11 protein-coding genes are annotated in these 13,777 nt (G+C 61.4%); 2 read left to right on the plus strand and 9 right to left on the minus strand.

The genetic code is table 11. The features are described 5' to 3' along the window. Nucleotides 1-10 precede the first annotated feature (10 nt). The 5 genes from HBO41_RS26390 to HBO41_RS26410 all read right to left on the minus strand — a co-directional run bounded on the left by HBO41_RS26390 (nt 11) and on the right by HBO41_RS26410 (nt 5,695). Nucleotides 11-694, minus strand: coding sequence for an EboA domain-containing protein (locus HBO41_RS26390; protein WP_169988310.1), 684 nt, complete (start codon nt 692-694; stop codon nt 11-13). Then, nucleotides 691-1,560, minus strand: coding sequence for a UbiA family prenyltransferase (locus HBO41_RS26395; protein ID WP_169988391.1), 870 nt, complete (start codon nt 1,558-1,560; stop codon nt 691-693). Before HBO41_RS26395 ends, HBO41_RS26390 begins: the two co-directional genes overlap by 4 nt. A 5-nt stretch (nt 1,561-1,565) precedes the next feature. Next, the gene (locus HBO41_RS26400; protein ID WP_169988312.1) at nt 1,566-3,431 is read right to left on the minus strand and encodes a 3-dehydroquinate synthase; all 1,866 of its coding nucleotides are present in this window, start codon (nt 3,429-3,431) and stop codon (nt 1,566-1,568) included. Between the two features lie 512 nt (nt 3,432-3,943). After that, entirely contained in the window at nt 3,944-4,252 is a 309-nt protein-coding gene (locus HBO41_RS26405) for a DUF6124 family protein (RefSeq protein WP_099547916.1), read from the minus strand. A gap of 504 nt (nt 4,253-4,756) precedes the next feature. After that, complete coding sequence (locus tag HBO41_RS26410) at nt 4,757-5,695, minus strand: LysR family transcriptional regulator (RefSeq protein WP_169988314.1); 939 nt, start codon at nt 5,693-5,695, stop codon at nt 4,757-4,759. A 109-nt stretch (nt 5,696-5,804) separates the two neighbouring features. Between HBO41_RS26410 and HBO41_RS26415 the strand changes: the two genes are divergently transcribed. Further along, on the plus strand, nt 5,805-7,304 hold the full coding sequence (locus HBO41_RS26415) for a CoA-acylating methylmalonate-semialdehyde dehydrogenase (protein WP_169988316.1): 1,500 nt from the start codon (nt 5,805-5,807) through the stop codon (nt 7,302-7,304). A 64-nt stretch (nt 7,305-7,368) separates the two neighbouring features. Here HBO41_RS26415 and HBO41_RS26420 read toward each other — a convergent pair whose 3' ends face one another. From HBO41_RS26420 to xylA, 4 genes are all read right to left on the minus strand, one after another. Then, entirely contained in the window at nt 7,369-8,505 is a 1,137-nt protein-coding gene (locus tag HBO41_RS26420; RefSeq protein ID WP_017136532.1) for a sugar ABC transporter permease, read from the minus strand. Next, nucleotides 8,506-10,050 carry a D-xylose ABC transporter ATP-binding protein gene (gene xylG / locus HBO41_RS26425; protein ID WP_169988318.1) on the minus strand — a complete coding sequence of 515 codons (1,545 nt, stop codon included), beginning with the start codon at nt 10,048-10,050 and terminating at the stop codon, nt 8,506-8,508. A gap of 5 nt (nt 10,051-10,055) precedes the next feature. Then, the gene (gene xylF, locus HBO41_RS26430; protein WP_017136530.1) at nt 10,056-11,057 is read right to left on the minus strand and encodes a D-xylose ABC transporter substrate-binding protein; all 1,002 of its coding nucleotides are present in this window, start codon (nt 11,055-11,057) and stop codon (nt 10,056-10,058) included. Nucleotides 11,058-11,131: 74 nt separating this feature from the next. Next, on the minus strand, nt 11,132-12,448 hold the full coding sequence (xylA, locus tag HBO41_RS26435; protein WP_169988321.1) for a xylose isomerase: 1,317 nt from the start codon (nt 12,446-12,448) through the stop codon (nt 11,132-11,134). A 139-nt stretch (nt 12,449-12,587) separates the two neighbouring features. Here xylA and HBO41_RS26440 point away from each other — a divergent pair, with 139 nt between their 5' ends. Then, entirely contained in the window at nt 12,588-13,769 is a 1,182-nt protein-coding gene (locus HBO41_RS26440; RefSeq protein ID WP_017136529.1) for a XylR family transcriptional regulator, read from the plus strand. The last annotated feature ends 8 nt before the right edge of the window (nt 13,770-13,777 follow it).

Genomic DNA, 13,777 nt, shown 5'->3' on the forward strand with positions numbered 1-13,777 from the left:
GCGATGTGCATCAGTTCAGGTAGGCGTGCCATTCGGGCGGCAGGCGCAGGCCGCGCAAGCGCTGTAGTTGCGCCGGGCTGAGCAGGTCAAAGGCGATCGCTTTGGGTAAGCCTGGGGACACGGTGCGCGAGGCCGCGAGCTGTTCGTCGAGCAGGTCGAGGGCGAGCTGGTTGAGGGGCACGCTGTGGTGGTGAGCAAGATTGACCAGGCGCCCGATGTCGAGGCCCATGCCGAGCGCCTTGAGCACCAACTGGTGAAAGGCGCGTTCCGGGTAATGACGTGACGGGTAAGCGGTGTCGAGGGCGAGGGCAGCAAATACCTGGGGGTTACTGGTGCGCCCGGCCTGCAACGCCAGTTCCAGGCACATCCCGTCGCGGTCGAGCCAGTCGAGGGCGCTGAGCAGGGCGATTTTTTCCTGGTCATCGCCCCACAGGAACAGTTGGCGCAGCAGCGGCAGTTGATCGTCTGCCGGCGTGTGTTCCAGCGCCTTGGCTATCACCAGTGCCCGGGCTGGCGCGACAACGGCGGCAGGCAACTGGCGTTTGCACTGGCCGCTCAGCAGCGCCGCCGTGGAAGCATGCGGTTGTTCTTCAAGCTGTGCATGTGCCTGCAACCACCAATGCAGCTGCGTGGCATCCAGCCGTTGGATGAGGCTCAAGCGAAGGTCGGCGAGGTTATCCGGGCGCATGTTCATGTCGGCTTGATCCAACGCTGAAAGTGGGGAAGCAGGAAAAACACCAGCACACACACCAGGCTGCCCAATGGCTGATTGGCCACCGCCAGCACCAGTGCATCGAACAACGGCAGCGCGGCCAAACCTGCGCCGATAAACGCGCGCACCTGGCGCTGTTGCGGGTGGGCCAGGTGTTTCCAGTAATGCCAGCCCAACCAGCCCAGCCACAGCAGCAATACCGGCCAGAACCACAGGTTGTTGGAGTAGAGCGCCAGGGCCAGCGGGCTGAGCATCAACAGCAGCGGCAGGCGGCTGATCAGTTGGTTGCGGTGCTCCTGGCGGGCCAGGTAGGTCAGGCCGCTGATGTACACGCCAAGCAGAATCGCGCAGAGCCAGATCGGCTCCGGCGGCACCGCCAGGCTGGCGGCGGCGGTGAGGTACAGCGCCGAGCGGCAGGCGCCCATCAGCCACACGCTGTGCGCATATTTTTTGTGCAGCAGGTTGTAGCCGAAGATGCAGCCCACCAGCAGCACCACGCCGCCGAGCAACCAATGCGGCGTGTCGATCAAGCGGCTCAGGCCCAGCACCGCCGCTGCCGCGAGTACCAGCAGCAAGGTTGTGGCCAGGCCGACTTGTTGACGGCTGGCAAGTCCCAGGGTAATGGGGCGCGGGTTGTGGTGTTGTTCGTCCCAGTCGGCATCCAGCAGGTCATTCAAGAACATGCCGGCCAGGTACAGCAGCGACAAGGTGGTCAACAGCAGCACCCACACCAGCGAGGAGGGCGGCGCCAAGGCCCCGGCACTGCTGGCGAGCAGGGCGGCGGCCAGGGTGTTGGTCCACACCGTCGGCAGGTTGGACACGCGGCCGAGGGTCATCCAGGTTTTCATCGGGCTCATCGCGCGTAGCCCTCGGTGGCCGCCAGTGCCGGGCTGCTGTGGGCCGCCAGCCGTTGCAGCGCCGTTTGCATTTTTGCGCTGTCGATTGCATGCAGGTCCACCGATTGGCCGATGCAGGTGAGCATGGGGATCGACAGTTGCCCGCCCAAGTGCTGGCGAAATTCCTCCAGGCCGAGCAACAGCGGTGAGCGGCCCTGTGCGTCGGTCACACTCAGTTCCGGCGGGCACAGGTTGAAGCCCAACGTGTGCAGCAGGCTCATCACCCGCTCAGTTTCGGAATCGCTCAACAGGCCCAGTGCGTTCGCGTAAAGCCCATCCAGCGCCATGCCCACGGCTACTGCTTCGCCATGGCGCAGCCGGTGGTGGCTAAGGTTTTCCAGTTTGTGCGCGGCCCAATGCCCATAATCCAGCGGGCGGCCGTTACCGCGCTCGAACGGGTCACCGGCGCCGGTGATATGCCCCAGGTGCAGCTCGGCGCAACGGCGAATCGCGTAGCGGCTGGCCGCGTGGTCGAAGTGGGCGAGGGCGCTGGCATTGGCTTCCATCCACTCGAAGAACGCGGCGTCCTTGATCAGCGCAACTTTCACCGCTTCGGCCAGCCCGGCGATCTGGTCGCGGCGGGTGAGGCTGGTGAGCAACTGGAAGTCGTTGATCACGGCGGTGGCGGGGTAGAACGCGCCGAGCAGATTCTTCTGGCCAAAGGCATTGATGCCGTTTTTGACGCCGATACCGGCATCGTTCTGGGCCAGCACTGTGCTGGGGATGCGGATCAGCCGGATGCCCCGGTGGAAGGTCGCGCAGGCGTAACCCACCGAATCCAGCACCGCGCCACCGCCCAGGGCGAGCACGTAGCAATGCCGGTCCAGGCCGTGTTGCAGCATGTCGCTGTACAGCTGCTGCAACACCTCTGAGGTCTTGCTCAGTTCACCGGCCGGCACCGCGATGGGCGCGGCGAGCAACTGCAGATCGGCATGGGCCGCGAAGTAGGCGTCGATCTGGTCGCGCAACGCGGGCGCGCTGTGCAGCAGTTGCTCGTCGGCGAACACCATCACTGTCACCTGGCCGCTGTGCGCTGCGGTGAGTTGTTGGTGCAAGCATGGGTTGTGCGGGTCGAACAGGTGGTCGGTGAAGATCACCGGGTAGTCATAAGCGACCGTGAACCGCCCACGCAGAGGCTGATCCCCACTTGGCTTGCGTTTGAGCAGGCTGTAAATCGCCACAAACGCCAGCGGCAACACCATGCTGGCCAGCACCGTGACCAGCAATGAATTCTGCTCGATCAGGAAGGTGCCGATGGCCGTGTAGGCCAGCGCCAGGCCGGCATTGGCCAACGTGGTGATCAGCAAAAAGGCCCGCAGCGGGTAGCGCTGCATCCCGGCGGCCACCACCGAGGTTTCCGCCAGCACCGGTACACCGCGCAGGCAAATCAACGACAGCGTGCCCAAGCGGTACGCCAACTGCCCGGGCGAGCGCTGATGCAAGCCAAGGCGGCCGGACAGCAAACGAAAATAACCGGCGCCCAACGCATACCCCAAGCCTGCACCCAGGCACAGACCGATAAAAATCACCAGGTAACCGCCAATGCTGCCGAGCATGGCCACCGCCAGCAACGCCACCATGCTCGACGGCACCGGCAACACCACGTCCAGCGCGAGCAGGGCGACCAGCAGCAGTGCCAGGTTGAACGCCTGGGCAGGCGAGGACGGTTGGTACAGGTTGAGGTGAATCAGGAAGTCTTGGATCTGTTGTTCAAACAACAGAAAGCTGGCAATCACCAGCGCAGAAAAGCACACCAATGACAGCCAAAAGTGTTCGGCTGGCGCCTTTTTCGAGCATGCACGATACCACCGGCTGCGCTTCATCAAAGCATCCCTTTTGAGTATTGAGACTTAAGTTCCGTGTCTGTGCTTGCGCCGTTTTTAGAGCAATAAAACCCCTCACCTGGCTGGCAGGTTTTGTGCGTAATGGCTGATGGCTTTCACGGTATTCATGAACTTAGCCGGTTGTGGTTGATTTGCAAGTTTGTGCGGGCGGGAGTTTAAAAAGGGCGCTTGAGTGGAGCAGGAGTGGCGATGATTATTCAATATTTACAATTAGTTGTATGGCTTTTTTGTCTGCGTCAAGAAGCTGTTGGTGAGGGGCTTTGAAAGTAACAAGTGGATTACATAACGGTGGGGTTTGTTTGGTTAATTATTGCGGCTGGCTATAACAAGTTTATGCGCGCGTAGTTGTCGAGAACTATTCCGTTTAGTGGGTGCGACGATGGTCAATTGTGGGAGCTGGCTTGCCCGCGATAGCGGTGTATAAGTTAGAAAATCAGGTACAGATATACCGCCATCGCAGGCAAGCCAGCTCCCACATTTTTTTACCGCGTTTAAGCCATTGCCTTGGTGGGTTTCAGGCACTCGATAGAGCGATCCACCGTGGTGCGGGCCAGCTCCAGCAAATGCCACACCGCCAGAATCTTCGCCCGTTCGGGGCTGGCGAGCATTTCACTGCAATTGAGTGTGGTGGCCGAAGCGCTGTCGAGCAGGCTGGCGGTGTAGAGCAACGCGTCTTCAAAGCTCAGGTCTTCGATCACGCTGTGAACGCCGGGGGTGGGCAGGTAATGGTCGAGGGCGCGGTTGAAGGCGGCGCGGTCTTTGGCGCAATTGCGGGGTGGGTCGGGAACAATTTTCTTCATCGTTTAGTACCTGTCTGGTCAAGGAGCCGACACGCTTCGCGACTAAACGAGGGTGGCGGCTGTACGCAGGTTAGTCGACCGGTCAGAACAGGAACCCGGCGCGCCCGAAGGCGCCCTGCGCACAGCCACCATAAACTTCGGAGGACGATGCGCCTGTTCTGAAACCGGGCGACTAAACCCGATCACTGATGAGCAGTGACGGATCGCAGACTAGCCATCGATTCCAACAGGCACAAGGCGGCAGGGATTGTCTAGGAAACGTCCTGCAATTAAAAGGGACGCGCCTTGCTGGCCCTTTACAAACCATGTCGAAAGGCCACCGACTGATCAGCCACCTGGAGCAGCAGCCACAGATCTAATGTGGGAGCTGGCTTGCCTGCGATAGCGGTATATCTGCACCTAATTTTCTGTCTGATACACCGCTATCGCAGGCAAGCCAGCTCCCACATTTTCTTGACCGCGTTCAAACCATTGCCTCTAAGGGCGCACCTCGCTGGCGCTGCCTCATCCCACAAACCGAAACCCACCCGACAGTTTCTCCTTCAGGTACCCCACCAACGCACTCACCGACTTCGGCACATGGGGCGAATACGGGCGGATCAAGTAAATCTCATCGGCAAACGCGCCCTTGAGCGTCCAGCCCTTGAGCACTTGCACCAACGTGCCGCTGGCCAGCGCCGCCTGGGCGCTGAAGTCCGGGAGCAGGGCGATGCCCAGGTGGTTGAGCGCCGAGTCGCGCAGGGCTTCGCTGTTGTTGGTGGAAAAACTGCCGGCGATGGGCACGGTGACGCGTTCGACTTTTTTGCCGCCGCGCTCGAATGTCCAGGCCGGCTGGTCGGCGCCGCGTGGGTAGTAGAGGCAGTTGTGGGCGCTGAGGTCGTTGGGCTCGCGGGGGTCGCCGTGGCGCTGCAGGTAGTCCTGGGTGGCGACCAGCACCGAGCCGGTGTCGCACAACTTCCAGGCCACGTGGGTTTCTGGCACCTGGAAACCGTGGCGCACCGCCAGGTCGTAACCTTCGGCTGTCAGTGAACTCAGGGCATCCGACACGTCCAGTTGAATACGCACTTGCGGGTATTGCTGCAGGAATTCCGACAGATGCGGCACCAACTGCTGCCGGGCAAACGCCACCGGCGCGGTGAGGCGCACCAGCCCGCGAATCTCTCCGGCCGAGTCGCGCACCGACGAGAAACTGCGGGCGATATGTTCGTAGGCGCTGCGCACTTCGCGGGTCAACGACAGCCCCGCATCGGTAAGCCGCACACTGCGCGTGGTGCGGGTGACCAGGCGGGTGCCGGTGGCCTTTTCCAGGTCCGAGATGCGCTGGCTGACCGCCGACTTGCTCACCCCCAGACGCGCTGCGGCAGCGGTGTAGGTGCCTTGCTCTTCGAGCACCGACAACCAGTGAATATGGGTCCACAGCCCTTCGATCTCGGATTTTTCCATGGTTCTATTGTTCGCTCACAAGGACAATAAGTTCAGGATTCTGCTCTGGTTTGGAACAAACTGAAAGCCTATCGTGTGCCTCAACGCTACCCACCTGGGATCACCTGCCATGACCAGTACGATCGAGCACTACATCAACGACCAACGCGTGAGCCGCGATGATCGCTATCAGGACGTCTACAACCCAGCCACCGGCGAAATCACCGGCCGCGTGGCGCTGGCCAGCCGCCAGACCGTCGGTGAAGCCGTCGCCGCTGCCCAGGCCGCGTTTGCCAGTTGGGCCGACACGCCGCCAATCCGCCGCGCTCGCGTTTTGTTCGAGTACCTGCACCTGCTGCGTGAACGCAAGGACGACCTGGCGCGCATCATCGTCGCCGAGCACGGCAAAGTCTTTACCGATGCCCAGGGTGAAGTTGACCGTGGCATCGATATTCTGGAATTCGCCTGCGGCATTCCCAACCTGCTCAAGGGCGAGCATTCCGACCAGGTTTCCCGTGGTATGGACAACTGGACGATGCGCCAGCCGCTGGGCGTGGTTGCCGGCGTCACGCCGTTCAACTTCCCGGTGATGGTACCGATGTGGATGTACCCGATCGCCATTGCGGCGGGCAACACCTTTATCCTCAAGCCAAGCCCGACCGACCCGAGCGCCTCGCTGTTCATGGCCGAGCTGCTGCGTGAAGCCGGCCTGCCCAAAGGCGTGTTCAACGTGGTGCAGGGCGACAAGGAATCGGTGGATGCACTGCTCGAACACCCGGACGTCAAGGCCATGAGCTTTGTCGGCTCCACGCCGATTGCGCAATACATCTACGAAACCGGCGCGCGCAACGGCAAGCGCGTACAAGGCCTGGGCGGCGCGAAAAACCACATGGTGGTGATGCCCGACGCCGACATCGAAAAAACCGTGGATGCGCTGATGGGCGCCGCCTACGGCAGTGCCGGCGAGCGCTGCATGGCGATTTCCGTCGCCGTGTTGGTAGGCGATGTGGGTGACAAAGTCATCGCTTGCTTGACCGAGCGTGCCAAGCAATTGCGCATCACCGACGGCCGCGATTTGAAGGCTGAAATGGGCCCGATCGTGTCGCGTGCTGCGCTGGAGCGTATCAGTGGCTACATCGAACAAGGCGTGCAAGCCGGCGCGCAATTGCTGCTCGACGGGCGTGATTACGTGCCAACCGAGGCAGGCTTGGAAAACGGCTTCTGGCTCGGTGCGACCTTGTTCGACCACGTGACCCAAGACATGAGCATCTACCGCGAAGAAATCTTCGGCCCGGTGCTGGCCTGCGTGCGCGTGAATGACTTTGCCGAGGCGATCAAGCTGGTCAACGACCACGAGTTCGGCAACGGCGTCAGCTGCTTCACCCGCGACGGCAACATCGCCCGCGAATTCGCCCGGCGCATCGAAGTGGGCATGGTCGGAATCAACGTGCCGATTCCGGTGCCGATGGCCTGGCACGGCTTTGGTGGCTGGAAGAAGAGTCTGTTTGGCGACATGCATGCCTACGGCACGGAAGGTGTGCGTTTTTACACCAAGCAGAAGTCGATCATGCAGCGCTGGTCGGAGAGCATTGAGCAGGGCGCGGAGTTTGCGATGCCGGTGTCGAAATAACTTAAATACACTGCAGGTCAATGGTGGGAGCTGGCAAGCCAGCTCCCACATTGGCGCGACCCTGTCAGCGCCGCCCCGTCCGCGTACTCACATCCACCCACACCGCCAGCACCAGAATGCTGCCCTTCACAATCATCTGCCAGTAGCTGTCCACGTCCAGCATCGACATGCCGTTATCCAGGCTGGTAATCACCAGCGCGCCGAGCAACGCGCCATACACCGTGCCCGAGCCGCCGCGCATGGAGGTGCCGCCGATAAAACACGCGGCAATCGCATCCAGTTCGCCCATATTGCCCGCCGACGGCGAACCCGCAGCCAGGCGCGCGGTGTTGACGAGGCCGGCGAGGGCGCACATCACGCCCATGATGCCGAAGATCCACAGTTTTACCGCCTGCACGTTGATGCCCGACAGGCGTGTGGCTTCCATATTGCTGCCCACCGCGTAAACGCGACGGCCGAACACGGTCTGGCTGGTGACGTAGCTGAACACGCCGAGCAGCACCAGCAACAGCAGCACCGGCACGGGGATGCCGTCGTAACTGTTGAGGGTGGTGACGAAGCCGGCCAGCACTGCGCCGATCACAGCCACGCGCAACAGGTCACGCACCAACGAATGCGCCGCCAGGCCATGCAGTGCGCGGTTGCGCCGTTGCTTCCAGGTCAGGAACAGGGTCAAGGCAAACAGCAACACGCCCAGCCCCACACCGACGGCATGCGGCAAATACCCCTGGCCCACATACACCAGCGACGGCGACACCGGCGCAATGGTGGTACCGCCGGTAATGCCGAGCAAAATCCCGCGAAACGCCAACATGCCGCCCAGGCCGACAATGAACGAGGGGATGCGCAGGTAGGCGGTCATGTAGCCGTTGGCCAGGCCGATCATCAAACCGCACAGCGCCACCAGGCTCAGGTTGGCCAGTAGCGGAATGTGGTAGACCACGTCCAGAATCGCCGCCAGCCCGCCCAATAACCCCAACAGTGAACCCACCGACAAATCGATCTCGCCGCTGATGATCACCAGCACCATGCCGCACGCCAGGATCCCGGTGATCGACATCTGCCGCAGCAGGTTGGACAGGTTGCGCGGCGTGAGAAAGCCGCCTTCGGTCTGCCAACTGAAAAACACCCAGATGATCGCCACTGCGATCACCAGGGCGAGCATTTTGTAGCGGGTAAAAAGGTGTTTGACCTGGTTCATCTACGCGGTTTTCCCATTCTTATTGTGTTGGCTGAGCGCAGCGGCGAGCACCTGTTCCTGGGTGAGCCCCTGGTTGATGAAGTCTCCACGCAACTGGCCGTCGCCAATCACCAGCACGCGGTTGGAAACCCCCAGCACTTCGGCCAGTTCCGAGGAGACCATGATGATCGATACACCCTCGGCGGCCAGCGCGCCCATCAGTTTGTAGATCTCATACTTGGCGCCCACATCCACGCCGCGTGTGGGCTCGTCGAGGATCAACACCCGTGGCTTGGCCATGAGCATTTTCGCCAGCACGGCCTTTTGCTGGTTGCCACCGGACAGGCTGGTGACCGGCAAAAACGGGCTGGCGGTCTTGAGGTGCAGGCGCGCGATTTGCTGGTCGATGCTGCCAAGCTCGGCCTCGGCGTCGATGCGGGTCATATGCGCGTAGCGGTCGAGCACCGCCAGGGTGATGTTCTGGCCCACGCCGAAGTCGGGAATGATGCCTTGGCGCTTGCGGTCTTCGGGCACCATGCACAGCCCGGCGCGGATCGATTTGAGCGGCGTGCGCGTGTCGATCAGTTGGCCGTCCAGCCATACTTCGGCGCTGTAGCGGCCGGGGTAGGCGCCGAACAAGGCCGACACCAGTTCCGTGCGCCCGGCACCGACCAGCCCGGCAATGCCGAGAATTTCCCCGCGCTTGAGCACGAAAGAAACATCGTCCACGCGTTTGCGCTTGGGGTTGTCGACGTCATAGCAGGTGACGTTGCGCGCCTCGAAAATCACCTCACCGACTGCATGGGGCTCGGTGGGGTAAAGGTTGCTCATCTCGCGGCCGACCATCTGCGTGATGATCTGCGCGATATCCATGTCGGCCATGGCCGTGGTCGCGATGTGCTTGCCATCGCGAATCACTGCGATGGTGTCGCACACGGCCGCCACTTCATCGAGCTTGTGAGAGATGTACACGCAGGCCACGCCCTTGGCCTTGAGACCTCGGATAATGTCGAGCAGCACTTCGATTTCCGAACGGGTCAGGGCCGAGGAGGGCTCGTCGAGGATCAACAGGCGCGCCTGTTTGTTCAGCGCCTTGGCGATTTCCACCAGTTGCTGGTAACCGCCGCCGTATTGCGACACCGGCAGCGCCACATTCATGTCCGGCACCTTGAGTTCGCGCATCAGCGCTTCGGCGCGCTGCAGCATGGCCGGGTAGTTCATGCGCCCGCCGGGCAGGGTCAATTCGTGGCCCATGAAGATGTTTTCGGCCACCGACAAGTCCGGCACCAGGGTCAGTTCCTGGTGAATGATAACGATGCCGGCGGCCTCGGTTTCGCTGATGGAATGGGCTTTAAGCGGCTGCCCGTCCCAGAGTATTTCCCCTTCCCAGGTGCCATACGGGTAGACCGCCGACAGCACCTTCATCAAGGTGGATTTGCCGGCACCGTTTTCACCGCACAGGCCGACGCATTCCCCCGGCCGTACCTTGATATCGATGCCGTTCAGAGCGTTGACACCGCCAAACGTTTTGACGATGCCGTTCATTTGCAGCAAGTAGTCGGCCATGGCGGTCACTGCCCGGCAATCTGCTCTTTGGTATAGAAACCATCCTTCTCCAGCAGGTCGATATTGGCCTTGGTCAGCGGGGTCGGCGTGAGCAGGATGGTGTCGACTTTTTTGCTGCCATTATCGTATTGCGAGCTGTAGGTAGGTTTTTCATTACGCGCAAGCTGTACCGAGAGCTTCGCGGCTTCGGTGGCGATCAGCTTGAGAGGCTTGTACACGGTCATGGTCTGGGTGCCGTCGATCACGCGCTTGACGGCGGCGAGGTCGGCGTCCTGGCCGGAAATCGGCACCTTGCCTGCCAGTTTCTGCGCGGCCAGGGCCTGGATCGCGCCGCCGGCGGTGGCGTCGTTGGAGGCCACAATGGCATCGATCTTATTGTCGTTTCGGGTCAGGGCGTTTTCGACGATGCTCAGGGCCTCGGTGGGGTTCCATTCCTTGACCCATTGCTGGCCGACAATCTTGATATCGCCCTTGTCGATGGCCGGTTGCAGCACCTTCATCTGGCCTTCGCGCAGCACTTTGGCGTTGTTGTCGGTGGGCGCGCCGCCGAGCAAAAAGTAATTGCCCTTGGGCGCCGCTTGCAGCACGCCGTTGGCCTGCATCTCGCCGACTTTTTCGTTATCGAAGGAGATATAGGCGTCAATATCGGCGTTGAGAATCAGGCGGTCATAGGACACCACCTTGATCCCGGCCTTCTTGGCTTCGGCGACGGCGTTGGTCAGCACGGTGGCGTTGAACGGCACGATGACGATCACGTCAACGCCGCGAGAGATGAGGTTTTCGATCTGCGAGATTTGCTTCTGCTCGTTGGCATCGGCCGACTGCACAAACACCTTGGCGTCGAGCTTTTCGGCCGCGGCGACAAAGTAATCGCGGTCGCGGGACCAGCGCTCCAGGCGCAGGTCGTCGATGGAAAAGCCGATTTTCGGGTGGGCCGAGTCGGCCATCACCGGCAGGGCGAGCAGGGCCAGGGCAGTGGCGAGCAGGGTACGTTTGAATGCTTTCATGGTGGTGCGTCCTTTTATTGTTGTTGGAAAGACACTGATTTGATGAATGTACCGTACCTGTGGCGAGCAGGCGGTCAGGTGTAGATAAACCGGTTGACCACGCCTTCGAGCATCTCCTGACGGCCGCTCACAGCCTGCGGGTTCAGCTCATGGGCAAACGCGTGCTCGGCCAACGATGCCAGGCTGTACTCACCGGCCAGCACCGCCTGGCCCAAGGGCTGCTGCCAGCCGGCATAACGCTGGTCCTTGAACTGCTGCAATCGGTCGTTTTGCACCATGGCCGCCGCACGCTCCAGAGACAGGGCCAGCACATCCATGGCGGCGACATGCCCGTGGAACAGGTCAACCTCATCCAGGCTCTGGCGGCGCACCTTGGAATCAAAATTGTAGCCGCCGTTCTTGAAGCCCCCGGCCTTGAGGATTTCATAGGTGGCCAGGGTCATCTCCTCGACACTGTTGGGGAACTGGTCGGTGTCCCAGCCGTTCTGCGGGTCGCCGCGGTTGGCGTCGATGCTGCCGAAAATCCCCAGGGACACGGCGGTGGCAATTTCATGGTGAAAACTGTGCCCGGCCAGGGTGGCGTGGTTGGCCTCGATATTCACTTTGATCTCGTGTTCCAGGCCGAACTCATGCAGGAAGCCGAACACCGTGGCGCTGTCGTAATCGTACTGGTGCTTGGTCGGCTCCTGGGGCTTGGGTTCGATCAGCAGGTCACCCTTAAAGCCGATCTTGTACTTGTGCTCGACCACCATGCGCATAAAACGCCCGAGTTGTTCGCGCTCGCGCTTGAGGTCGGTGTTGAGCAGGGTTTCATAGCCTTCGCGACCGCCCCACAGCACGTAGTTGGCACCCTTGAGGCGCTGGGTGGCGTTCATCGCGCTGAACACTTGAGCGGCCGCGTAGGCGAATACCTCGGGGTCCGGGTTGCTGGCGGCGCCGGCGGCAAAACGCGGGTGGCTGAAGCAGTTGGCGGTGCCCCACAGCAACTGGATGCCGGTCTGTTCCTGATGACGCTCAAGGTGGTCGACCATCTGGGCGAAGTGGTTGCGGTATTCCTTGAGTGAGCTGCCCTCGGGCGCCACATCGGTGTCGTGAAAGCTGTAGTAATCAATGCCCAGTTTGGAGAAAAACTCGAACGCCGCTTCAGCCTTGCCGATGGCCACGTCCATCGGCTCGCCGCTGCGCTGCCACGGGCGCTTGAAGGTGCCCATGCCGAACATGTCCGCCCCCGGCCACACGAAGGTGTGCCAGTAGCAGGCGGCCATGCGCAGGTGTTCACGCATGGGCTTGCCGAGGATCAGTTTGTTGGCATCGTAATGGCGAAAGGCGAGAGGGGCGTCGCTGCTGGGGCCTTCGAAGCGAACCTTCTCGACACCTGGGAAGTACGGCATGGCGTTTTCCTTATTGTTCTTGGCGGTGCCCCGATACTAGCAACGGCATCGGGACTGCCGATTATGAAAATCACCAAGACGTAGTGCGATTTTGACCAGCCAGGGCTAGTCTGTAGCGACCGGCCCCAGGATAAAAACAATGAAAACCCTACCGCCCGTGCACCGCATTGCCCTGTTGTTCAACGGCAGCAAAATCTACGATCGCGGCATCATTACCGGCATCGGCAATTACCTGAGCAGCACGCGTGTGTCCTGGGACTTGTTCCTGGAGGAAGACTTTTTGTGCCGTTTAAGAGGCATCGAGCGCTGGCAGGGCGACGGCATCATTGCCGACTTCGATGACCCGCTGATCGGTGAGGCGCTGGCCGATATTCATTTGCCGGTGGTGGCAGTGGGCGGCTCCTATCAGGATGCACGCGCCTACCCCAAGGGCATTCCCTATGTGGCCACCGATAACCATGCACTGATCAAGTTGGCGTACGAACATTTGATTGAGGCGGGGCTGACCCGCTTTGCCTGCTTCAGCCTGCCCGAAGCCCAGGCCAACCGCTGGGCGCAGGAGCGCGAGAAAGCCTTTCGCCGCCTGATGCAACGCGATGGTTTGCAGGTTGAGGTTTACCGTGGGCTGGGCACCAGTGCGCCGCTGTGGGACAGCGCGGTGGAGCAGCAGATCGCCTGGCTGCAAGCCTTGCCCAAGCCCATCGGCATCATCGCCGTCACCGACGCCCGCGCCCGGCAATTGCTGCAAGCCTGCCTCACTGCCGGCATCGCCGTGCCGGAACAGGTCGCGTTGATCGGCATCGACAACGACCCGCTGACCCGCACGCTTACGCGCGTGCCGCTCAGCTCGGTCATCCAGGGTACCGAAACCATGGGCCGCACGGCCGCCGCGTTGCTGCACCAGATGCTGCACGGCAAACCCTGCGCGGGCACGCAGATTTTGGTGCCGCCGGATGCAATCAATGTGCAGGCCTCCAGCCTGCATCAACCGTTGGGCAACCCGTATGTGATGCAGGCGTTGCTGTTTATTCGCCAATACGCCTGCCAGGGCATCAAGACCGCGCAGGTGGCGGCGTATGTGGGGGTGTCGCGTTCATCCCTGGAGTCGCACTTTCGCAAGGTGCGTGGGTGCAGCGTGCATGACGAGATTCTGCGCTTCAAACTTGCGGCGGCGGCCAAGGGCCTGGAAAACCACGCCCTGGCGATCGCCGACATTGCCCAGGGTTGCGGCTTCAAATCGGCGCAGTACCTGCATACAGTGTTTCGGCGAGAGTTTGGCTGTACGCCGCGCGAGTACCAGCATGGCGCAAGTGTTCCTTGAAGTGAGAT

The sequence above is a fragment of the Pseudomonas sp. WS 5146 genome (assembly GCF_012985495.1).
Classification (GTDB): domain Bacteria; phylum Pseudomonadota; class Gammaproteobacteria; order Pseudomonadales; family Pseudomonadaceae; genus Aquipseudomonas; species Aquipseudomonas edaphica.